Source organism: Spirosoma horti, from assembly GCF_054776595.1.
The window spans coordinates 725,880-747,790 of sequence record NZ_BAAHBQ010000003.1 but is presented as its reverse complement, the minus strand read 5'-3'; the positions used below and the strand labels follow the sequence as shown (position 1 = coordinate 747,790).

The following is a 21,911-nucleotide window of genomic DNA, read 5'->3' as shown; positions in this document are numbered from 1 at the left end:
GATTTCCCCAGGCTACGAAAATTTAAAGACCGCCAGGATGATAATGGTTAGAAACACCACTAGTTGAACTATGTAAAACCTAGTCAGCTTCGTGACCGCAGGCTGGATCCCTAAACTTGGGCCAACGCCCTCCGCAAGCAGGCTTTTTCTCAACTGCTTCATTCGTGGACTGCCCACCAGTAGCCCGTTCAGCGGAAGCAGCAAAATCAGCCCCAGTTTTACTTGAAGCCATAGCTGCTGTAAATATACGCCCCCACTTGTAAGCATCAGACCGATCCCGGAAAGCACCAATACTACCCCGCCCGCTAGGAAGATCCTGCCCAGACCCGACAGGAGTCCGAAAAGGCTGACGGCTGATTTATCCTGCTTCGTTAACAGGCTTACAAACGAGCGGAATATCACCAACTCGGTAACCGTAGTGCCGACCATCAGTACCAGACCGGATAGGTGCAGAACTAGCAACACTTGTCGTAGCGTGAATGCATCCATCAGGCAGTTGCTTTAGTACTATGGCTGAATAATAAAAAACTGGTGATGACCATGTATACGGCGGTTCCGCCGTGGACCAGCAGGCGGGGCAGGTCTACTCCGTTCTGCAGATAAATCAGCAGACAGTCCGTAAAGGGGATGATGGCGGCCGTAAACACATACGCGGTCGCTTTTCTCATCTGGGTCAGTACTAAAGCTAGAAGGGCTAATCCCGAAAAAATATCGCGTATTCCCTTGATGCGGCCGAGGATAAGGTCTGAATCATTTAAGGGTCGTATCCCGAAATCTTCCAGACTGACCTGGGGAGCCAGCACAAACCGGAGACCGATGAAGAGAATTCCCAGCGCGATGGGCAGGCTCATCCAATAGGATGCCGACCGCCAGCCCCAGGGGGCCGGTATATGGTCTGTTTTCATAGTGTGATTGTTGTGGTTGATTGAGACCACAAAGCTCACGACCAAAAAACAGCTCTTCGTTCACTCAGGTTAATTAATGCGTCTGGGCCATTCTTTTTCGAATGCGGCTCAGGGATTGGGGCTTTATGCCCACATAGGAAGCAATATAATATTGAGGAATGCGCTGGGCAATATCGGGAAACTTCGTCAGAAAGGTTTGATAACGCAGCTCGGGCACGTCGGTATAGAGGGAGTTGATCTGGTGGATAGCACTCACAAAAACCTCGCTAATGGCCAACCGTCCAAATCGTTCACCCTGTTCAACTTGTTGGTAAAATACGTCCATATTGGCTTGGCTGATGCTATAGATGGTAGCGTCTTCCAGGGCCTGAATGTTGGTCCGGGATGGCTGCTGGGGGAGAAAGCTGGCGTAATCACAAACGAATTCACCCTCTTTGTTAAAGTAGCTGGTTTTCTCCTCCCCATCTATACTGGCATAATAGCGGACCAGACCCTTCTCAATAAAGAAGACGTTTTTGCAGACCTGCCCAGCCTGCAGCAGATGCTCGCCTTTACTAAGTTTTTGTTGGCGAAATAAAGCGGTAATGATCGCTTCATCCGCTGAGGAGAGGGGAATATAGTGCTGAATGGTTTTGAGCAGTCGATCCATCCTCAAAAATACGCATGAGATCGTTTTGTTCGAACGAGTACAAGCAGGAGTTTGCTCGCTGAGTAGAAGGGTTTTGGTGGCAAACGGGGGCGTCGATGCGGGCGAAACGGCGGATCTGAGACGTACCGATTGCTCTGCCGGTTTATTCATTCATAAGAAAAAGAGAGTATTTTAAATTATCAAATCTGGTGGTCGCAAGCTGTTTAAATCATCAAGTGTCAGGTGAAGTTATGATTTACAAACTTTCTGATCCCTTTGAAGGTGAATAGAAAAGGCTGAGCGCTTACGAGTCAATCTGAATCGTTTCGAGTTGGCTATGTTCCACCGTTATATTAACCGAACGCTCACCTTTGGGCCGGGTTCGATGAACGATGTTTTTAGGAATAGTAAAGAGTTGGCCAGGTAACAACTCAATCGTGCCGGTTTTCAGGTCAATAACCAATGTACCTTCAAGGGTCATAAACGTCTCATCCGAATTGGGATGATAATGCCAAGAATAGCTCTCGGTCATTACACTCAGTTTGACGACATGGTCATTGACAAGGGCTATCGAGAAATTCGCATAACTAGTCGTCACGGCTCGGCTTAATTCACCAAGATCAAGTTGGGTAAGAGGGGCAGCCAGCAATTGCTTAATTTCTAAAACTTGTTCGTCAGGAGTTGGCTGTGAAAGCGTCTTGAGTAGTTTGAGTTGCAATGAAGTCAGCATGGCTTGACTGGTTTTAATGGTTAACCAAATATAGACGATTGAACCATTTTTTGACTGATGTTATCGCCTGCCGGTTATGCTCACTCGTTCATCAGCTCGTGGAGAATCTTCTGAGCCGCTATCGAAATCACCGTTCCGGGGCCAAAAATGCCTTTGACACCGGCATCGTACAGGTACTGATAATCGCCTGCTGGAATGACGCCACCAGCAATAACCATGATATCAGCGCGGCCAATTTTTTTGAGTTCGTCAATAAGTTGCGGAACCAGCGTTTTGTGGCCCGCTGCCAGACTCGATACGCCCACGATATGCACGTCATTCTCGGCCGCTTGTCGGGCTACTTCTTCTGGCGTTTGAAATAATGGGCCCATATCGACATCAAAGCCAAGGTCGGCAAAGCTTGTGGCAATTACTTTCGCGCCCCGGTCGTGGCCATCCTGTCCCATTTTTGCAACTAAGATTCGGGGCCGTCGGCCATCAAGCTCGGCAAACTGATCGCTCATCTGACGAGCTAAACGAAAATTCTCATCGTCGGAAACTTCCGCCGAGTAAATACCCGATACGGCCCGAATGGTGGCCTTATGGCGGCCAAATGCTTTTTCCATAGCGTCGCAAATTTCGCCCAGGGTGGCGCGGTGGCGTGCCGCTTCCACAGCCAGCGCTAAGAGATTCTGGGTTGGCGATGGAGCCAAAGCGGCTTCTGTAATAACGGCCAGTGCCTGATCGACCTTTTCTTGATTTCGAGTTTTCTTTACTTCGTTCAGCCGTTTCAACTGACTTTCCCGCACGGCCTGGTTGTCGATGTCAAGAAGGTCTATAACAGTCTCCGAAGCAGGTTTATAGCGGTTTACGCCCACAATGACATCTTTGCCTGAGTCGATACGAGCCTGTTTTCGGGCGGCCGCTTCTTCAATGCGAAGCTTGGGAAGACCGGTTTCGATGGCTTTTGTCATGCCGCCCAGTTCTTCTACTTCTTCCAGCAAGGTCCAGGCTTTCTCGACAAGCTCTTTTGTCAAATATTCGACGTAATACGAGCCTCCCCAGGGGTCAACGGCGCGGGTAATGTCGGTTTCGTGCTGTAAGTAAAGTTGGGTATTTCGGGCAATACGGGCCGAGAAATCAGTGGGCAGAGCAATGGCTTCGTCCAGCGAATTGGTGTGCAGACTTTGCGTTCCGCCCAACACAGCCGCCAGAGCCTCGATCGTTGTACGGGCTACATTATTGAAAGGGTCCTGTTCCGTTAAGCTGTAGCCCGATGTTTGGCAGTGCGTACGCAGGGCCAGCGATTTGGTATTTTTAGGATCAAACGGCTTTACAAGTTTAGCCCACAGGAGCCGTCCCGCCCGGAGTTTGGCAATCTCCATAAAATGGTTCATGCCGATACCCCAGAAAAACGAAAGACGTGGCGCAAAGGCGTCGATGCTCATGCCCGCCCGGAGGCCCGTCCGGATGTATTCGAGGCCGTCGGCCAGGGTATAGGCGAGTTCAAGATGCGCCGGAGCACCCGCTTCGTGCATGTGATAGCCGCTGATGCTGATCGAGTTGAACTTGGGCATGTGCTGGGCTGTATACGAAAAAATATCCCCCACAATACGCATGGATGGCTCCGGTGGATAGATGTACGTATTTCGCACCATGAACTCCTTCAGAATATCGTTTTGGATCGTACCCGATAACTTCTCCGGCAGAACGCCCTGTTCTTCGGCCGCGACGATGAAAAAGGCCATAATCGGTAATACCGCTCCGTTCATGGTCATCGACACCGACATTTGATCGAGGGGAATCTGATCGAACAGAATTTTCATGTCCTCGACCGAATCGATGGCTACCCCAGCTTTCCCGACATCGCCAACCACGCGTGGATGGTCGGAGTCGTAGCCCCGGTGCGTAGCCAGGTCGAACGCGACGGATAGTCCTTTTTGACCACCCGCCAGATTGCGTCGGTAGAATGCGTTCGATTCTTCGGCCGTTGAAAAGCCAGCGTATTGACGGATGGTCCACGGTTGCCGGACATACATGCTGGCATAGGGTCCCCGCAGAAAGGGCGGGATTCCGGCCGAGTAATTCAGGTGATCGGTTGACGCACTATCCGCACTCGTAAAACGGGGTTTTAGTTTAATACCTTCGGCGGTCGGGAAAGGGGTAACTGCCGGAGCTTGCGACGGCGTTACTGGCTCATTACCCGCTAGTGGTGAACTCGATACAGTTGCGAAGGAAGGTCTCATAGGTATTAGTACTAAAACAAGTTTACTCAAATTCTTCAGCCAGTCGCCGGTCTGGCAATATGCCTGTAACACCTTCGGGTGCTGTATAGGTTTGGGTAGTGGGTTCATCGAAGCGAAACTTTGTGACGCCCACCAACACTTTTCCATTGCGAACGGCCTCGACTTTTGTCTGATAAGCCTGCTCAAGTTCAGCCTTTATGAATCCGCCAGCCAAGGCCTGGGCAAAGCCACCCTGCTTTTCAACCGTAAGAAATAGTGTCCAGGCGGCTTCTACCAGCGAATGAGTCAATACTTCAATGTAATAAGACCCGGCAGAGGGGTCCGCAACTTTATCTAAATAACTTTCCTGTTTAAGCAGAATGGATACGTTTCGGGCAATACGCGCTGAAAAGTCCCTTGCCGACGTAGAATGATCTGCCGATGCGGGTGTACCCAACACGGTATCGAATGGACGAACCGTCAGGGCATCACAACCGCCAATCACAGCCGCCATGGCTTCGGTCGTGGCCCGGAGTAGGTTTGTGTTGGGAGTCGCTTTAGCTTCATAGAAGGTGGACGTTTGGCTGTGGATGAAGAAAGGGGAGAACGGAGCCGACGAATAGGCCGAGGTAAACCGGGCCAGTAACACACGAAGTGCTCTTAGCTTGGCGATTTCCATAAAATAACTCGTCCCGACGGATACGGAAAGCATCGTTTTGGGAACGATTTGTTCGAGGGTGAGGCCACTTTCGGTAAGTTGATCATAAGCGTCGGCCAGAGATGCCAGTGTGAACGCCAATTCCTGCGTAGCGGTGGCACCGGCATTATGAAAAGTATGGCTGTTCACGCATATGGTGCGAAACTGGGGCGAGTCGGCTGTCAGGCGAGTAGCTTCGGCTGTTGAGCTACCGACGTCGAGTAGTAAACCGCCTTTGAGCTTGTAAGGCGCAACGATGTGTAAGGCCTTGACCAGATCGCTGGCCTGATCACTGGAAGCCAGCCGGAAAAAAATGGGTGTGTCGCTTAGTTTGATGCCATTCAGCAGCCGGGATAGCCGATCATTCAGGCTGCTGGCCGGAGTCAGGAGGTTGATAACAAGGGCGTCGGCCCCTCGGGCGAGTGCATCCCGCAGGGTGACATTAGCTATTTTTTCGTCAGTTAATTTGTATTCCGGGGTATTTAGCCAGCCTGGAATTTGTTTCTGAGCCGCCTGAATGGTTTCTAATGGCAAGGTGGTCAATGAACTGTTATGAATGTCGCTGGCAGTGTAATAGGGTTCAACCGAAAAGCCTTCTTCGGTATGCCAGCGTAGCCGTTCATACGCATCATCGCTACGTTGAGTAGCTTTTGACTCATCCAGAACCTGGGTTAGCCAGGCTGATTTATCTGTGGCAGGGAACAGCGATGAAAAAAAAGGTACCATCAGATTCATTTAGACTAAAGACGGGTAAAAGTAATCTTTTTCTTTGAGCGAGGTTAGAACAAGGATATAACTGGTTAACCAATACCCAAATTGCATTATTCAAAGGGATTGCGGCTGGGCCTTGACCTTCCGGCCGAATACCTTAATTTTAGCTTACTGTTAACACACGGGAGATGAATTCGTCTAAAAAACGTGCCTTGCTCTGCACGTAAGGTTAGATATTTTCATACATTTGTCTCCCTTTTTTGACACCCCAACGTAACTCAAACGTATATCCGTGAATCTAACCCCTCAGACAGGCATGCAGCGCGAAATAACGACGGTGTGGAATCGCTGTCTGAGTGTTATCCGGGAGATTGTACCTGAACAGAGCTTCAATACCTGGTTCGAGCCCATCGTTCCGCTTAAGCTGAATGGTAATGTGTTGACCATTCAGGTGCCCAGCGAGTTTTTCTACGAATGGCTTGAAGAAAATTTTGTTCATGCTCTGCGCAAAGCCCTCGACACGGCCATCGGACGAAACGGCCAACTGGAATACTCCATCATTGTTGACAAGGGGAACGAGCAAAACCGCCCCCTGACGGTGAATGTGCCGACAACCAAATCGACGTATACCTCAAAACCCGACAATGTCAATCCCGACATTCTGAAAAGCCCGTTCCAGCTCAAAGATTTGGATTCGCTTACTCTCGATTCTTACCTGAATCCAAGTTATACCTTCGACAATTACGTAGAAGGCGATTGCAATCGCCTGGCCCGTTCGGCGGGTTATGCCGTCGCTGAACGGCCGGGCGTAACTTCCTTTAACCCACTCATGATTTATGGAGGGGTTGGTCTGGGCAAAACGCATCTGGTACAGGCTATCGGCAATTTCATTAAGAATAATAACCAGACCAAGTTTGTACTGTATGTTACGTCGGAGAAGTTTACCAACCAGTTTTTGAACGCGGTTCGGTCCGATGGTATTCGTGACTTCACCGCTTTTTACATGCAGGTGGATGTGTTGGTGATCGACGATGTGCAGTTTTTGCAGAAAAAGGAAAAAACGCAGGAGATTTTCTTCCATATTTTCAACCATCTGCACCAGTCGGGTAAGCAGATCATCATGACTTCCGACCGGGCACCGAGAGCTCTGGATGGCCTGGAGGATCGTCTGTTGTCACGCTTTAAGTGGGGTTTGTCGGCAGACTTACAAACGCCTGACCTCGAAACCCGTATTGCCATTATCCAGAAAAAACTTCAGGCTGAAGGAATTTACATTGAGGATACGGTGATCGAATACCTGGCCCACAGTGTCAACACAAACGTTCGGGAACTGGAGGGCGTCATTGTATCGCTGATGGCGCAGGCTTCCCTGAATCGTCGGGAAATTGACCTCGAATTAGCCAAGCAAACCCTGCGCAATATTGTTGTCGACTCGGAGCGGGAAGTAACCATCGATACGGTTCAGGAAGCCGTGGCCAACTATTTCAACGTTACCATTGCCGACCTGAAAGCCAAAAGCCGCAAGCGCGAATTGGTTCATCCGCGGCAGGTGGCTATGTATCTGGCTAAAGAAAAAACCGATCTTTCCTTGAAATCCATCGGCTATCACTTTGGTGGTCGTGACCATAGCACGGTTATTCACGCCGTACAAACTATCAGCGATCAGGTGGCTAAACATGCCGAAACCCGTGATAGTGTCGAGAAGTTGAAAGCCATGTTCAAGTAAATTTGGTCCTCTCTAACGACGGCCCGGTGACGAAGGGGCAACCAGGCCATCATACAAACGCTAGCCCGACACCAAATCAATGACCTGGCCTGGAATGCCTGCGTTGCCCGTTCCCCGCAGCGTATTCTATACGGGTACAGCTGGTATCTGGATCTTGTGTTGCCCGCCCCACATTGGAAATGGATAGGCCTCGTTGTTGCCGATGAAGCCGGGAATTATCTGGCGGTTATGCCAATTCCCCTTCGGCAAAAACGAGTTTTCGGAATACCTTATAGCTGGATTGTTCACCAGCCGTTCTTCTGCCAGTTTCTTGGCGTTTTTAGTGCTAACCAACGTGGTTCAATTCCCTTTATACGGCTTATGCAGCAGCATTTTCGGTATGGGTCGATGTTCCGTATCCATCTACCGCACGAACAACAACTCCCGTTCGATGACGTCGATGCTGAATCCACTCAGGTTCTGAACTTATCTTCAGGATATGATGCCTTGTATCAGCTCTATAGCCACGACAGAAAGCTAAACCTGAAGCGGGCGCTGGCTGCTAACTGGACGATCATGGAATCAACCGATCCCGAGCCATTGATAACGCTTTTTCGCGAGAATCATGCAACTGGTATCGACAGAGGGGTGGCCGATTGGGCCTATGCTATTCTTAGGAACCTACTGGCAGAATTAAGCACCCGTAAGCTGATGACGTTACGCTATGCCTGCCAGAATGGACGTATCGACGCAGGCGCCTTGTTCGTTTGCGAGGGGAATAGAGTTATTTATCTGTTCAATGCCGCATCAGAAATCGGCCGTCGGGGAAATGCACGGACATTATTGATTGACCAACTGATTCAGGAAAAAGCCGGGATGGAAGTAGTATTGGATTTCGAAAGCCCAGAAAAGTCGACCATTCGTGACTTTTACCGGAGCTTCGGAGCGGTCGAAGAGCCGTTTTACGCGCTACGCTGGAATCGGTTAAGTCTGGTCGAAAACATGTTGCGCGTTAGCCGGCGGCCACTGTTATAAAGTTATCATCTAATTGCAGAAGGACAGAGGAGATACCAGACTGTAGTCTGGATTTTCCTTGAAGAGTTCCTGTAATACGCCAACGTGGGGCTGCCCAAATAGCAACAGCAGCTTCTTTCCCTTATACTGCCGCTGACTTAGTAAGGCATTGCTGTAAATTTTTAGATTTCGATTATAAAACAGACTAATGAATTCGGCGCCAACATAACGCTTGTCAATTTTGCTGACATCCATCGTATTGGTTGCGGTCTTGGAGAAGTCACCATTGACGACCAGGGCCGGTAAGTTAAAAAATAGCCGATGAGTTAACGTGATCATGTCCGGCTGGTTAAGCTTTCGTATGTACTCATATACCGATAAGCTGTCTTGCTGAACCTGTTTTTTCAGGGGACGGGCTATCCCCTGAAACTGCTGTAAGGCTTGCTGATATAAATCAATATTAGTGCCCGTGGTCAACAGCGACTGTGATGTTGCTTCGTAGTGATCAACGCAGTAAACGCGCTGATGCTTCAAGCGTTTAGCCAGGGCAAAGCCGATTTGATAGGTCTCTCCGCGTCCGTATGGCAGGGCATCCAGCGCAATTTTGCCAGCCAAATAAAGAGCATATAAGCTGTCGATTTGTGGTTGTTCGCTGGGGTCTACTTCAACCATAATCATATCGGGTGCGTAGGCCTGGAAGCAGGCATTGAGTTGCTTAATCTCCGCTTGTTTTTTGGGACTATACACATCCGACTGGGGCTGTTTATTATACAACTGACTTAGATGATCGAAGCCGACCAGCATAACCTGCACCGAAGGCTGGTTTTGGGCACTAGTAGTTATCGCCAACAGGCCAGACAGGCATAGACTGATAAAGTACCGGGACAATCGAATCATAGGGGTAAGATGAATCCTGACAAATAATGGATGCGTAAAAAAGGCGTGCCACGACCCAAACCGTGGCACGCCTTTTTTACGCACGAAGTCTGTACGTTAGTAATATTTTATCGGTTGTTTCAGGCCAGCGTCGCGTTTGAGATCCATTTCCATCGACCCAACAAAAAAGTCGACTTCAACCTTGATGGGGACTTTGTTAGCATCGTCGGAAACAAAAATCCGAATGGATTCCTCTTCTTTAATCAGTTTGTTCTGGGGCAATACAGGGTTCAGTTTGATCACATTGACCTTGCCGTGTTTCGTTTTTACCACGTCCTTACCCCGATACCGAACCTTCATGTTATAGATCGTATCGTCGTAAAATGCCGGGACTTCAATGACTTGTCCGCTGGTTAGTTTGCTAAAATCGATGGTGCGCAGGAAATAATAACCGCTGATGAGATCATGGACATTATCGGGCACTTTAAATACATCTTTCTCCGTACGCTCCTCCGCTTTCACTGTATTCGCTTCGTGGTTGAACGTAATGTTTTCTTCCTTGCGATAGCTGTTTTCCTGAAGGTTGGTGTAAAACTTCTGTGGCAGAATCGCCGATGTATCGATGTAGGAGCGCCACGTATCGCGAATCCGCGTTACGAGGTCGAAGGCCCCCAGGGTACGGGCGTCGACATTGACCCGATAGCAGGGGCGCTCATTTACTTTATAGAGCGACGGACTGACATCGACCACGGCTTCGGCTGCGTTCAAAAAGCCGTAGTGTACGCGGTATTCCAGGTGTTCACCTGGCCCGAAGCTGGTATTTGTAACCCGCCTGTAAGCGTTCATGGCGACAAAACCTGTGCTCAAAATGGATAAGATACCAATGCCGATTAATAACTTCTTCATACGCACAATTGCCCACATGTCGGGCTTCGATTAGAACGATGGATAGGTTTGTTTGAGGTAGGTCAAATACCGGTTGAAATTTCCCCCAAACTGATTCTCAAATTCCTGCCGAAAACGATTCTGCTGTTTTCGATAGGTAAGATAACCAATGAAATACGCATTATTCGGTAGGTTTAGTTTTCCCAGTGACCGCTTTTTTATTGATCGTACACCTTTTGTGCTTCGTTGGTCGGTAATCGTGTCTGACGACACAACGATTTGCCGGATGGTTTGCCATTTCAGCGAATCTTTGACCACCGTTTGGGTGCTGGGTTTAAATGTTCGATACAAACTATCGAGCATTCGGGCACCGCGCAAAATATGTTCGTCGTAGTGCTCATAAAATACCTTCGTTGCCAAATAGTCCCGGTAAGGTATAGAGTTCGTACCATACTTTTGAGCCAGAAACCGTAATGCCCCGTATTCGCCCACAAAATCCGCCAGGTTTTCGTTGTATTCCAGGCTGTTCTTCACAAATAATGTGCCGTGAGTCAGCTCATGAATGATTAACTCAGCCAGACTTCCTTCGGGCCTGTCCAGAAAACTGGACAGGATCGGATCATTCAAAAAACCCAAGGTCGACCAGGCCGAAACTTCGCCAATACGGGTATCCAGGCCTTCCCGTTGCAACTCCGCCTGGGTCGAATCGGCACGGTCTTTCTCAAAAAATCCTTTGTACGAGAAGGTACCAATAATCGGGAAATGCCACTGCCGGGCCACGAGTTGGTAGGGTTGTGCGGCCGTGACTACCCATAAAATTGGTTTGCCGTGCTGATCGTAAATGGATTCGTAACTTCCTGACTTATCCAATCCGAGCGAATCTAAAGCAAAACGCTTTATTTCCTGGATTAGTTCTATTTTTTTCTTCAATGAGTCTGGGTAGGCCGGATCTGCCAGCACTGCGCTAACGGGTTTTGTATTCCACAAAATCCGTACCTGACCCTTTGCCTGCATCCATCCATAACTGACCAGTTCCCATTGCCAGACAGCTAAGCCGATCAGAACCCCTACGAGAACAAGAGCAATTTTTTTGACCATTGGTTGGAATTATTCAGCACAAAAGTAGAGAACGGATGGACAACTAGAACAGGGCTCGTTGTTCGGTTGTTTGCTTTTGCCAGTCCCAGAGTACCACCACCCAGGTTTCGCCAATGGTTGAATCATGAAAGTCATGAATAGCTTCGAAACCTACGCGGGCATGGGCCTTTAAGGAGCGTGTGTTAGTAGCCGAAATATCCGTTATCAAAAGCTGAAATCTGTCGCTGTACACCTCTTGATGGTGCTGGTACATCCGGTCGAACACGCGCTGGCCCCGGTATCCATCAGCTACGCAAACCTGCCCCATTACATAATAAGCATAGCCTGACAGGGGCTTACCCGCATAGCTGAGCGAGTTTATCAACGAGAAAAGAGGTAATAGCTCCGGCACATCGGTGCCAAATTCGGGCAACATCGTCAGGGCATAGCCTACTACCTTGTCACCCTCTTTGGCAATGATGCTTGGAGCCGCCTGGTTCATACGCAGCAGAACGGTCGGGTCATGCTCTACCGTAACAAAACCCTGAGCGAGCTGCACCTCGGCAGGTACATTTTTACGGAGATTGGCCTGTTGCAAAGTAAGAATTCCCTGAACATCGGCCTCAGACTGAACGGTGGTAATCGTCATATAATCGTCGTGCGCTCCGCTTTTGCCAAAAATGCCGAGTCTACTTCAGCGCCAATACCCGGTGCATCGGGTAGTTCAATCTGGTATCCGTGATAGGTGATGCCGCCATAAACCGGGTCTTCAGCATGTTCAAAGCAGCCATCCAGATCACAGAAACGTACGTTTTGACGAGCGGCTGCAAAATGGGCGTTCGCCGTCAGCGCTAATCTCGACTCCGACATACAACCGATCATGCAGGGAATTCCGGCGGCTTCAGCAATGGCGTTTATCTTAAGAGCCTCGAAAATTCCCCCACTTTTCGACAGCTTGATGTTGAAATAATCGACGGCTTCCTCACGCACCAGCCGAATGGCATCGGTGGCGTCGAACAGGCTCTCGTCGGCCATGATGGGTACGGTCGCGTTCCGGCGAATTTGCCGTAGACCCGCAATGTCATGTCGTTTGATGGGCTGTTCGCAATATTGCACGTTCCAGTCGCCGATGGCCTGCAGCACACCCGAAGCCGTTACAACATCCCAGCCCTGGTTTGCGTCGGTACGGATCGGCGTTTTATCGCCAATGGCTTTCCGAATGGCGGCTATCCGGTCGATATCGTCGTGCAGATTCGTACCGAGTTTTACCTTGATGGCTTCGGCACCTTTTTCCTGAATCCGCAGGGCATCGTCCACCATTCGCTCGGGAGTGTTGATATAGATCGTTTCGTCCGTGACCAGTGCGCGTTTGGCGCCACCCAGGAACTGGTAGAGCGGCATCCGGGCGGCTTTGGCGGCCAGGTCGTAAAGCGCCATGTCGAAGGCGGAACGAGTAGTTGGGTGACCGGGCAGATAACGTGTCAGGGCTGTGATGCAGCCTTCAATATCGAGCGGGTCACGGCCGACCAGAAGCCGGGCCATGTCATGAGCAGCCGCCAGCGAAGATGCCTGCGTTTCACCAACGATCATCCAGAAAGGAGAGCCTTCACCCCAGCCCGTTATGTGTTCATCGGTTTGAATCTCGACCAGTATATTCCGGGCGTTGTCAATCGTTCCGAGCGAGATGGAAATGGGCGCCTTCAGCGGAATGTCGTAGCGGTAGAGAGTAATCTGAGTAATTTTCATAGTGGGGTAACCGACAGCATCCTTGTCGGCAACTTGTTAACACCAACAGCATCCTGCTGCCGGATACACAACTATTCCGGAAACTGGCTCTTATCCAAACCTGGAATTAACCGAAGCGCATTTTTGTAATACACTTTTTTCAGTATGGCGTCGGGTAAGCCCATGCCATACATCCGCCAGAACGCGTGGTATTTTTTGTGGTAAGGGAAATACTCGTCGTCGGTTTCGAGCACGCGGAAATAGGTGGCGTATTCAGAGGGAACCCAACTGTCTTTCCCGAACAGAATACGGTCCTGGTACTTCTCGAAAAACGTACGGCTAGCCCTTGGCTGACGGCCCAGTTCGGCAATGACCGCTCCGATTTCGACATTCATGTTCGGGAAAACGGTCATCAGGCTGTCGAGCTTTTTTAAATCGTTGGGATACCAGCCCATGTGTGCCGCAATGAACGTTGTTTTCGGGTGCTTGCGGAATACATTGTGCTGCTCGGCGATGAGCTGCTCCCAGGGAACAGGATCATTGGCCGCCCGTTTGCGACCACCGTGTAATTTGAGTTCGAGCCAGCGTTCGTTGTAGCGGTCCATTGGGTCCCAGAACGACTTGGGGTCGGCTGTGTGAATCAAAACCGGAACACCCAACTCACCACACTTTGCCCAGATTGGGTCCAGACGCGGGTCATCGACCCGAATGCGCTGGCCTGATTCATCTTTGCTGTTAAGACCCAGATTTTTGAAAATCTTGAGCCCTCGTGCGCCCTTTTTTACGTCTTCTTCCAGCAATTTAACGGCATCCTCCGTCCAGCCTTTCCGACCGACCTCGTCGAAATTAAGGTTGGTAAACAAGGCCAGCCGCTTGGGGGCCGACTTGGCCGCATTGGCCAAGGATTTATCGAAAAACTGCGTTCCTTCCTGAACGCTTCCCCAGCCACGGCCGCTCAGATTGACCATGATCCCCATGTTCAAACTATCCATTTGGGTAAGCAGGCCGCTCAGGTTAGCCTTGTCCATATCCCACTGGTGATTGTGCACATCGATGAATGGATACTTAGAGCGGGTCAGCTTGTGTTCCGGCACTTTAAGCGTCGAGACGGGGTCATACTCTTCAAAACCCAATGGTTCGGGCGGCTGATTCGACTTTGGAGATTGACCACAGGCTACTAGGCCTGCCAGCAGGAGCGCAGGAAGGTAAATGAATGTCTTCATAGACAGATTGTCGTTGACAGGTTGTCGTAAAACTAATCCCTAAAGATAAGCGCCACACAATGAGCGGCAATACCTTCGCCCCGCCCCACGAACCCAATATGTTCGGAAGTGGTGGCTTTAATGGAAATATCGTCCTCGGGAATGGCCATTACCCCGGCCAGACAGGTTTTCATAGCGGGTATGTGCGGATTGAGCTTGGGTTCCTGCAACACCACCGTTACATCGACATTGGAAACTTCGTAGCCCGCTTCGCGCACCATGCGGAGCACTTCGGCCAGGAGTAATTTGCTGTCGACGCCTTTCCAGCGTGGGTCCTTGTCCGAAAAATGATACCCAATATTACGCATGTTGGCGGCTCCAAGCAGCGCATCGCACAGCACATGGCAGACGACATCGGCGTCGGAGTGCCCAACCGGCCCGAATAGACTTGGAATCTGAATACCACCCAGCCAGAACGCCCGCCCTTCTTCAAGGCGGTGAACATCATAACCTTGCCCTACTCGTATTTTCATTCGGTCTGGTGATAATAAAGAGTCGAACAGTTGTCTTTCCGCAATACCTGCCTGGCCATAGCCTGAATACCGTCGGGGGTGACGGCCTGAATCTGGTCAGCTTCCTGATTGACCAAATCAGGGTTGCCCGCATTGGCCGCGTAAGCGAGGTTCATGGCCCGGTTTAATAATTCGACCTCCGAGAATGCCAATGTGGCTTCGGCCTGATTTTTTACTTTCGCCAGTTCTTCGTCTGGTACAGATTGATCGATGAACTCCTGCACGATCGACTCAACAGCAGCATCAGCTTCTTCCAGCGAAATACCTTTATTCAAATTTCCCTGAACCACCAGCAAGCCAGGGTCGATGGAAGCGGTAATGTATGCATTGACACTGCTGAACAACGGATTGGTACGCAGCAATTGCTGATATAGCCGGGACGATTTGCTGCGTCCCAGCATGTCGCCCAGCAGGTCGGCGGTCTGGAAACTGGCATCGAACCGACCCGGCATGTGATAGGCTTTATACAGACTGTCCAGGGGTACTTTAGCCGATGTTTCAATCTTCCGGGCTTCGGTCTGCTTCGGTTCAGTTGGGAGCTGACGCACGTAAGGAGTCCCCGCCTGGATAGGAGCGAACCATTTGGTGCACAACTGTTTTACCTGCTCGACGGTCACATTGCCCGCCACCACCAGAATCGCATTGTTGGGCAGGTAGTATTTAAAGAAAAATGACTTCACGTCATCCAGCGTCGCATTTTCGATATGGCTGATGTCTTTGCCAATCGTTGCCCAGCGATACGGGTGCTGTTGGTAGGCCAATGGCCGAAGCTTGAGCCAGACATCGCCATAGGGTTGGTTCAGGTAGCGCTGCTTGAATTCTTCAATCACTACTTTTTGCTGGACGTCCAGCACCTGCGGATCGAACGAGAGGCTCAGCATCCGGTCCGACTCCAGCCAGAAGGCCGTTTCCAGATTAGCGGCTGGAAGGGTAATGTAGTAGTTGGTAATGTCGGGGCTGGTAAAGGCGTTATTTTCGCCACCCACCTTTTGCAGGGGTTCGTCGTAACTGGCAATGTTTTGCGATCCACCAAACATCAAATGCTCAAACAAGTGAGCAAAGCCTGTTTTGGTCGGATCTTCATCACGCGACCCAACATTATACAGAATATTAACAGCGGCCATCGGTGTCGATGCATCTTCGTGTACGAATACCTGCAAGCCGTTATCTAAGACAAATTTTTCGTAAGCAATCATGGAAAAGCAATTTCGTATAGCCTTCATTCTAGACTACGTAGTGAACAAAAGTAAGGTTCTGGTCGTATAGAATCAAACGATGTAATACCAACAACTACTTTGTCCATTTTCAAAAATACCTTTCTGGTTTTAAGCTGCCTGTTTTTGCCGCTCCTTGCTCCAGCGCAGGTACTTACTGATCCCACCGTTCAACAAACCGTTCTGAAAACGCTGGATGCGATTTATAATATGGATTTTCCTGATGCCGAGACTCAAATACGGCAGCTTCAGACGCAATATCCCCAGCACCCGATCGGTCCCATTTTGCGCGCCACTCAACTGGAGCTTCAGTATTTACCGCTGCACGAGAATAAGGCGGCTACGGCGCAGTTTATACAGGCCGTCGATCAGGGCCTGGCGTTGGCCAAAAAGATGCTCGATAAGGATGAAGATGATCCCGAAGCCGTGTTTTTTGCCCTAACGGCGCATAGTTACCTGGCTTCGCTCTACAATAACAAAAGCGAATCGTTAAAAGCCGTTGGCGAATCGAAGAAAGCTTATAGTTACCTACGGGAAGGCTTCGTATTGATGGGCAAAAATCCTGACTTCTATTTCACGACCGGTCTGTATAACTACTACATCGAACGCTACCCAATGGATCACTCAATTGTGAAACCGTTAATGCTCTTTTTCGAAGATGGCGATATGCCAAAGGGGTTGAAGCAAATGGATATTGCGACCAAAAAGGGGCTTTTCATGCGGCCCGTCGCCAATTATTACCTGGCTCACATTCTTCTCAAGCATGAAATGGACCCGGCTAAGGCCGTCGTTTATGCGAAATACCTGGCGGATAAATACCCGAAAAACCCGCTATTCGGCATGACCTGCGCGGAGTCGCTCTTGTTGGCGGGCCGCTATGCCGAAGCTCGTCCCTATGTACAACGGTTGAAGCAGATGCCCAATAAACTGGTGCCGATGGCCGTTCACACGTTCACCGGAATGCTGGCCGAGTATGCCGACAAAGATGATAAAGAAGCAGCAGACGCGTACGAAATAGCCCTTCGACTACCCTTCAATGACCCCTATACAAAAGAATATCACGCCTTTGCTTATGCGGGCCTGGCACGTATTGCGGCCCGAGCCAACGACCATAATCGGGCCAGGATGAACTATAAAAAAGCCCTTGCTATTGGGCAGTATAAATCCCTTATCCGCGAAGCGAAAGGATTTAAATGATAATCTTTTGTCATTCCGACGCCGGAAGAATCTTGACGTCTCCTTGTCGGGAAATTTAATATTCCTCCTGCGTCGGAATGACAAAAGTCAGTAATCCACTTCCAGATTCAGCACCTTGCGTAATTCGTGCAGGGCCGGGTTTTTTTCGGCGAGGAAATTGAATTTATCCTGCGAGCTGTAAATCATCTTTTTGGTCTCCTGAACTGTGACTTTGTGCTCCAGCTGAATCTGGCTATTCTGTAACTCGGTGCGCAGGTAACCCAGCAAGTCAGGTCTAAGGTCGGTCAGATAACCTACCTGTAAGGTGTTGTCGAGCGTCAGATGAATGACGGTGCCATCCAGAATCAGTTCCCGGTTGAGAACGAGCTGCTCCGTAGCAGAGTCATTCTGCTGCTGGCGTATTTTGGCAAATGCCCGCCAAACGTCCACCAATTCATCAAACGTGAAGGGTTTATCCGGCCGTATGGGCGCGGTCGACACAACTTCGGTATCTGTATCGGCTGAAGGTACTACTGGCCCGGCGGTCAACGCTACTGTAGACCGCAGTCGGCTGGTGGCCGGGCGTGGTGGCGGGGCTATCTGTGGTCTGGCTGGCGTTTCAGGTTTGATTGCCACCGTTGGCGCAGCGGCTGATACTGCTACAGCGGTTGGCACTACGCTGGTTTTTATCTCTGGTGGTGCCGTTGCAACTCCATTCTGCGTTACTGTCTGGCCATTTTGCTGAACGGTTCCCGTTGCTAAAGCGCCGTTTGTTCCGTTACCGGCGTGGTAGCCATTGACTGGCTCACTTGTAATGGGGTGGCTTTCGCTTAGCGGATGGCCGTTACTCGTTGACTGCTGCGAGGGGCCGGGTGCTGGTTTGCCGTTTTTTTTTTCGTCTCCCGATGGCTCGGCAGAAAAACGTTCGGGGGTAGCGTTGCCAGTTGGTGTAAGAACCGCGTCGGGCAGCGTATCCCAGTTGAGCAGGTTGCGCAGGTTGGCTAACTTCATCAACCACAATTCCGTGTGCAGTCGCTGGTCTTTGGCCTGCTTGTAATTCATGTCACACTGCCCGCCCAGGCTGAGGGCAGAAAGTAAAAACGACATGGGTGCCCGAACGGCCTGGTCGAGGTATTGCCGACGGACGTTCTCGGTCACTTGCAGCAACTGCACCGTTGCCGCATCTTTACAAACCATCAAATCGCGAAAATGGCGACACAGTCCAACGACAAACTGATGCCCATCGAAACCCTTTCGCAGAATTTCGTCGACCGTCAGCAGACTTTGTGGCAGATTGCCGGCCAGCAAGAGGTCCGTTAATTTAAAGTAATAATCGTAATCGAGAATGTGCAGGTTGTCCAGTACTTCCTTGTACCGAATGATGCGATCGGCCGCGAACGTCACGTTCAGATCGAACATGGACAGCGCGTCACGCAGACCACCATCGGCTTTCTGAGCAATCAGGTCGAGGGCCTCCGTTTCGGCAGTAATGCCTTCTTTGACAGCAATACTGGCCAGATGCCCGGCAATATGTTGTGGCTGAATCCGGTTGAAATCAAAAATCTGACAGCGGGACAGAATTGTTGGCAGGATTTTATGTTTTTCGGTCGTTGCCAGAATGAAAATGGCGTAGGAGGGAGGCTCTTCCAGTGTTTTCAGGAACGCATTGAAAGCAGCCGACGAGAGCATGTGGACCTCGTCAATAATGTAGATCTTGTATTTGCCCGACTGGGGCGGATACCGAACCTGGTCGATCAGATTACGAATGTCTTCTACGGAGTTGTTCGAAGCCGCATCCAGCTCATGAATATTGAAGGACGCATTCTGGTTAAAGCTTACGCACGACTCGCAGGCATCGCAGGCTTCTCCTTCGGCAGTCAGGTTCTGACAGTTAATAGTTTTGGCCAGAATTCGGGCACAGGTTGTTTTGCCAACCCCGCGCGGCCCGCAGAACAGAAAGGCCGACGCTAAATGATTGGTCTTGATTGCATTCTTAAGCGTGGTGGTAATATGCTCTTGCCCCACAACCGTGTCGAACGTAGCAGGGCGGTACTTGCGGGCCGAGACCACGAAATTTTCCATACTCAAAGTTAGTAAGGTCGGGGCGCATTTCAAACGAAGGACAACGACTGTTCGGCATCAAATCTCCCGACCGCAGTGGGGACACACGTTCCGGCTGGGTTTTTTGCGGTCGCGGATGTGCTCGTTAAAACCGGATACCAGAATACCCGTTGGCAGGGCAAACAGGCCAATACCCACAATGGCCGTAATACCACCCAGTAATTTCCCCAACGGCGTTATGGGGTGAATATCCCCATAACCAACGGTCGTCATTGCCGTAACGCCCCACCACATCGTGGCTGGAATACTCGAAAATTTATCGGGCTGAGCCGAATGTTCCACATAATACATCACGCTCGATACGATAATCAGCATGAAAACAACGAGCATCGTACTAAGAATCAATTCTTCTTTCTTTTCTCTGACTACATTCTGAATTAACCGGAAGGCGTGTGAGTAGCGGGAGATGCGAAATAATCGGAAAATACGGAACAGTCGCAAAATCCGGACGATGGCTAAATCGGTGGCGAACAACGAAAAGTAGAACGGGAAAATAGCCAGAAAATCGATCATGGCACTGGTCGAGAACATGTAACGTACACGCCCCCAGAACCAGTGGCTATACTTTTCATTTTCAACACATACCCAGAGACGGAGCAAGTATTCGATGGTGAAAAAGATTACAGAAAACAGCTCGAAGTCAATGAACAATCGCGCAAACTGTTCATTATATTCCTCCACAGTATGGAGAACAATGGCAATAGCATTGAGTGTAATGATCGTAATCAACAGCAGGTTGAAGACGAGGCTCATACCCCGCCGTTTCCCGGCCGAGATTTCGAGCGTGCGATAGACAAGTTTGCGGAGGTGTAGCATGTATTAAGAACGGTAGGTCGTTCTGCAAGCTACTACGCAAACCGCGAATTTAGTTTCGAAAAAAAAGCCAAAACCTTATCGCTGAGTTACGATTGACGACTAAAGCTAATTCGATGCCCGGTAATGCCTGATGGTGAACAGGGCCGTAAGCATGGCTGTAACCGCCAGTCCACCCGCAAACAGGCCAATGGTAGGCACGGAGACATAGTCCTGTGCATGACCGGCGAGATAGGAACCGGCAATATCGGACAGGTTTACAAAGGCCATATAGGTTGTAAACTGCGACCCTTCGACGCCCGGTCGGCAGATGGCCATGAGCAACGGCATGGCCGCAATACTAATGCTGGGGTCCATGAAATACAGCGCAACCAACCCCGTTTGCGCCACCTCACGCTGAATCCAATGGGCCGACAGGGCGTTGAACACCAGCAAGTAGCCGGCAACCATTGCCAGTACAATGACCAGTAACCGGCGCGGGCTGATGCGGTCGGCTAGGTAGCCGCCCATCAGGGCAACACCGGTAGCTACCAGCATACCATACGTACCCGTCAAGCCCGAAACGGAGGTGTCCGTCCAGCCAAGAGTATGGATCAAATGGTAATTATACCCGCGCATGAATAAGCTAACGCTCACATAAGCCGCCACCACGGAGCCAAACAGGAGTAGACTTCGCCTGGCAAATAGACCCCTGAATAACTCGGTAAAAAGCCACCGGAAATCATGGTCAGGTCGTTCATATGCCTTGTCAATCGGGACCGCACGGGAGACCGACGGCTGGCGGCTAAACGACGGCAGAAGGCGGTCGCCGGGGCGCTCCCGGATAAAGAAGGTTAGTCCGGTCAGCATTAGTAGTAAAAGCGACTGAACCAGAGCCGCGTTGAAAAAACCATAGGTTCGCAGAAGTTGCGAAAATACGGCTGCCCCAACGCCGGTGCCAATCAGGAAACCCGCCCGCATAAAGGCATTGACGCGTCCGCGTTCGTTTTCCGGAATGACCGAAATGGCCATGGCATCCACGCTGGCGTCCTGAACGGCGGCAAAAACACTGTGTGTGAAGAAGAACCAGGCCAGCGTGATGACGTGATTTACCGGATCCTGTACGAAAAGTAGGCCCAGCGATGCTAAACCTGCCAGGCATTGGGTACCAATAACCCAGGGTTTTCTACGTCCCATGGACGAGTTCTGGTAGCGGTCGATGAGGGGTCCCCATATAAACTGAAAGGCCCAGGGTAGCCCGACGATAGCGGCAAATGCCCCGATGACTTTAGGTTTAATGCCTTCTGCTGCGAGGTAGTTGGTCAGTGCCGTCAGCGAAAAGCCAGCCGGAATCCCCTGCATGACATAGAGGTAGAAGAAAACAAAGTAACGTAGTAACCGGCTTCGGCTTAGCGTTAGTGGGTAGGTCTTGGGCGGAAGGGTCGTCAGCACAGATCGGGTTGAGTATATAAGCCAATAGCCTTGACTACAGCTAACCAAACCTGTATGACTTAACGATTAATAAATATGTTTTGGCTGTTATCGAACTATCCTATAAAAAAACCGTTAGTGTATTGCAAGAACCGGATAATCTCTCTAACATTGTCCGCGTTTTCAGCGCAAAACCAATGGCAAAGCTCGTTTATTTACCGACTTTCTTCCATACTACGCCATTTC

The 21,911-nt window shown here is 50.3% G+C and carries 20 protein-coding genes; 3 read left to right on the top strand and 17 right to left on the bottom strand.

What is annotated here, in order from left to right:
• Positions 1-12 precede the first annotated feature (12 nt).
• From ACYVAM_RS10860 to ACYVAM_RS10835, 6 genes are all read right to left on the bottom strand, one after another.
• A complete protein-coding gene (locus tag ACYVAM_RS10860) occupies positions 13-489 on the bottom strand; it encodes a DUF2214 family protein (protein ID WP_461066764.1) in 477 nt (158 codons plus the stop codon).
• Complete coding sequence (locus ACYVAM_RS10855) at positions 489-905, bottom strand: DUF4267 domain-containing protein (protein ID WP_461066762.1); 417 nt, start codon at positions 903-905, stop codon at positions 489-491. Before ACYVAM_RS10855 ends, ACYVAM_RS10860 begins: the two co-directional genes overlap by 1 nt.
• A gap of 73 nt (positions 906-978) precedes the next feature.
• Positions 979-1,704: a Crp/Fnr family transcriptional regulator gene (locus ACYVAM_RS10850; RefSeq protein WP_461066760.1), complete on the bottom strand. Its 726-nt coding sequence runs from the start codon at positions 1,702-1,704 to the stop codon at positions 979-981.
• 133 nt (positions 1,705-1,837) lie between these two features.
• On the bottom strand, positions 1,838-2,263 hold the full coding sequence (locus tag ACYVAM_RS10845; RefSeq protein WP_461066758.1) for a cupin domain-containing protein: 426 nt from the start codon (positions 2,261-2,263) through the stop codon (positions 1,838-1,840).
• Positions 2,264-2,343: 80 nt separating this feature from the next.
• Positions 2,344-4,488, bottom strand: a complete 2,145-nt coding sequence (gene scpA / locus ACYVAM_RS10840) for a methylmalonyl-CoA mutase (protein WP_461066756.1) — start codon at positions 4,486-4,488, stop codon at positions 2,344-2,346.
• 22 nt (positions 4,489-4,510) lie between these two features.
• Positions 4,511-5,890 (bottom strand): methylmalonyl-CoA mutase family protein, encoded by a 1,380-nt coding sequence (locus ACYVAM_RS10835; RefSeq protein WP_461066754.1) that lies wholly within the window; start codon positions 5,888-5,890, stop codon positions 4,511-4,513.
• 301 nt (positions 5,891-6,191) lie between these two features.
• On the opposite strand from ACYVAM_RS10835, the gene dnaA reads away from it, so the two are divergent.
• Together dnaA and ACYVAM_RS10825 are read left to right on the top strand one after the other, a co-directional pair.
• Positions 6,192-7,601, top strand: a complete 1,410-nt coding sequence (dnaA, locus tag ACYVAM_RS10830) for a chromosomal replication initiator protein DnaA (RefSeq protein ID WP_461067070.1) — start codon at positions 6,192-6,194, stop codon at positions 7,599-7,601.
• 156 nt (positions 7,602-7,757) lie between these two features.
• Positions 7,758-8,615, top strand: a complete 858-nt coding sequence (locus ACYVAM_RS10825; RefSeq protein WP_461066752.1) for a GNAT family N-acetyltransferase — start codon at positions 7,758-7,760, stop codon at positions 8,613-8,615.
• Positions 8,616-8,624: 9 nt separating this feature from the next.
• On the opposite strand, the gene ACYVAM_RS10820 is transcribed toward ACYVAM_RS10825, so the two are convergent.
• The 8 genes from ACYVAM_RS10820 to ACYVAM_RS10785 all read right to left on the bottom strand — a co-directional run bounded on the left by ACYVAM_RS10820 (position 8,625) and on the right by ACYVAM_RS10785 (position 16,127).
• Positions 8,625-9,491 (bottom strand): DUF5694 domain-containing protein, encoded by an 867-nt coding sequence (locus ACYVAM_RS10820; protein ID WP_461066750.1) that lies wholly within the window; start codon positions 9,489-9,491, stop codon positions 8,625-8,627.
• Between the two features lie 96 nt (positions 9,492-9,587).
• Positions 9,588-10,376 carry a DUF3108 domain-containing protein gene (locus ACYVAM_RS10815; RefSeq protein ID WP_461066749.1) on the bottom strand — a complete coding sequence of 263 codons (789 nt, stop codon included), beginning with the start codon at positions 10,374-10,376 and terminating at the stop codon, positions 9,588-9,590.
• Positions 10,377-10,406: 30 nt separating this feature from the next.
• Entirely contained in the window at positions 10,407-11,453 is a 1,047-nt protein-coding gene (locus tag ACYVAM_RS10810; RefSeq protein ID WP_461066747.1) for an aminopeptidase, read from the bottom strand.
• A gap of 43 nt (positions 11,454-11,496) precedes the next feature.
• The gene (locus ACYVAM_RS10805; protein ID WP_461066745.1) at positions 11,497-12,081 is read right to left on the bottom strand and encodes a GNAT family N-acetyltransferase; all 585 of its coding nucleotides are present in this window, start codon (positions 12,079-12,081) and stop codon (positions 11,497-11,499) included.
• The gene (locus tag ACYVAM_RS10800; RefSeq protein WP_461066743.1) at positions 12,078-13,178 is read right to left on the bottom strand and encodes a mandelate racemase/muconate lactonizing enzyme family protein; all 1,101 of its coding nucleotides are present in this window, start codon (positions 13,176-13,178) and stop codon (positions 12,078-12,080) included. The genes ACYVAM_RS10805 and ACYVAM_RS10800 overlap by 4 nt, the downstream gene beginning before the upstream one ends.
• Positions 13,179-13,249: 71 nt before the next feature.
• Positions 13,250-14,380: an amidohydrolase family protein gene (locus ACYVAM_RS10795; RefSeq protein ID WP_461066741.1), complete on the bottom strand. Its 1,131-nt coding sequence runs from the start codon at positions 14,378-14,380 to the stop codon at positions 13,250-13,252.
• A 32-nt stretch (positions 14,381-14,412) separates the two neighbouring features.
• Positions 14,413-14,892: a 2-C-methyl-D-erythritol 2,4-cyclodiphosphate synthase gene (gene ispF, locus ACYVAM_RS10790; RefSeq protein WP_461066740.1), complete on the bottom strand. Its 480-nt coding sequence runs from the start codon at positions 14,890-14,892 to the stop codon at positions 14,413-14,415.
• Complete coding sequence (locus ACYVAM_RS10785) at positions 14,889-16,127, bottom strand: M16 family metallopeptidase (protein WP_461066738.1); 1,239 nt, start codon at positions 16,125-16,127, stop codon at positions 14,889-14,891. The genes ispF and ACYVAM_RS10785 overlap by 4 nt, the downstream gene beginning before the upstream one ends.
• 99 nt (positions 16,128-16,226) lie before the next feature.
• Between ACYVAM_RS10785 and ACYVAM_RS10780 the strand changes: the two genes are divergently transcribed.
• Positions 16,227-17,342, top strand: a complete 1,116-nt coding sequence (locus ACYVAM_RS10780; protein ID WP_461066736.1) for a tetratricopeptide repeat protein — start codon at positions 16,227-16,229, stop codon at positions 17,340-17,342.
• Positions 17,343-17,429: 87 nt separating this feature from the next.
• Here ACYVAM_RS10780 and ACYVAM_RS10775 read toward each other — a convergent pair whose 3' ends face one another.
• The 3 genes from ACYVAM_RS10775 to ACYVAM_RS10765 form a co-directional block, all read right to left on the bottom strand.
• The gene (locus ACYVAM_RS10775; protein ID WP_461066734.1) at positions 17,430-19,403 is read right to left on the bottom strand and encodes a DNA polymerase III subunit gamma/tau; all 1,974 of its coding nucleotides are present in this window, start codon (positions 19,401-19,403) and stop codon (positions 17,430-17,432) included.
• A 57-nt stretch (positions 19,404-19,460) separates the two neighbouring features.
• Entirely contained in the window at positions 19,461-20,258 is a 798-nt protein-coding gene (locus tag ACYVAM_RS10770; protein ID WP_461066732.1) for an ion transporter, read from the bottom strand.
• A 105-nt stretch (positions 20,259-20,363) separates the two neighbouring features.
• Entirely contained in the window at positions 20,364-21,686 is a 1,323-nt protein-coding gene (locus ACYVAM_RS10765) for an MFS transporter (protein ID WP_461066730.1), read from the bottom strand.
• Positions 21,687-21,911: the final 225 nt, after the last annotated feature.

Bases quoted from the DNA above. Each gene is read 5' to 3' on its own strand.
- ACYVAM_RS10860 (WP_461066764.1), bottom strand. From the start codon at position 489: ATGGATGCATTCACGCTACGACAAGTGTTGCTAGTTCTGCACCTATCC.
- ACYVAM_RS10855 (WP_461066762.1), bottom strand. From the start codon at position 905: ATGAAAACAGACCATATACCGGCCCCCTGGGGCTGGCGGTCGGCATCC.
- ACYVAM_RS10850 (WP_461066760.1), bottom strand. From the start codon at position 1,704: ATGAATAAACCGGCAGAGCAATCGGTACGTCTCAGATCCGCCGTTTCG.
- ACYVAM_RS10845 (WP_461066758.1), bottom strand. From the start codon at position 2,263: ATGCTGACTTCATTGCAACTCAAACTACTCAAGACGCTTTCACAGCCA.
- scpA (WP_461066756.1), bottom strand. From the start codon at position 4,488: ATGAGACCTTCCTTCGCAACTGTATCGAGTTCACCACTAGCGGGTAAT.
- ACYVAM_RS10835 (WP_461066754.1), bottom strand. From the start codon at position 5,890: ATGGTACCTTTTTTTTCATCGCTGTTCCCTGCCACAGATAAATCAGCC.
- dnaA (WP_461067070.1), top strand. From the start codon at position 6,192: ATGCAGCGCGAAATAACGACGGTGTGGAATCGCTGTCTGAGTGTTATC.
- ACYVAM_RS10820 (WP_461066750.1), bottom strand. From the start codon at position 9,491: ATGATTCGATTGTCCCGGTACTTTATCAGTCTATGCCTGTCTGGCCTG.
- ACYVAM_RS10815 (WP_461066749.1), bottom strand. From the start codon at position 10,376: ATGAAGAAGTTATTAATCGGCATTGGTATCTTATCCATTTTGAGCACA.
- ACYVAM_RS10810 (WP_461066747.1), bottom strand. From the start codon at position 11,453: ATGGTCAAAAAAATTGCTCTTGTTCTCGTAGGGGTTCTGATCGGCTTA.
- ACYVAM_RS10805 (WP_461066745.1), bottom strand. From the start codon at position 12,081: ATGACGATTACCACCGTTCAGTCTGAGGCCGATGTTCAGGGAATTCTT.
- ACYVAM_RS10800 (WP_461066743.1), bottom strand. From the start codon at position 13,178: ATGAAAATTACTCAGATTACTCTCTACCGCTACGACATTCCGCTGAAG.
- ACYVAM_RS10795 (WP_461066741.1), bottom strand. From the start codon at position 14,380: ATGAAGACATTCATTTACCTTCCTGCGCTCCTGCTGGCAGGCCTAGTA.
- ispF (WP_461066740.1), bottom strand. From the start codon at position 14,892: ATGAAAATACGAGTAGGGCAAGGTTATGATGTTCACCGCCTTGAAGAA.
- ACYVAM_RS10785 (WP_461066738.1), bottom strand. From the start codon at position 16,127: ATGATTGCTTACGAAAAATTTGTCTTAGATAACGGCTTGCAGGTATTC.
- ACYVAM_RS10775 (WP_461066734.1), bottom strand. From the start codon at position 19,403: ATGGAAAATTTCGTGGTCTCGGCCCGCAAGTACCGCCCTGCTACGTTC.
- ACYVAM_RS10770 (WP_461066732.1), bottom strand. From the start codon at position 20,258: ATGCTACACCTCCGCAAACTTGTCTATCGCACGCTCGAAATCTCGGCC.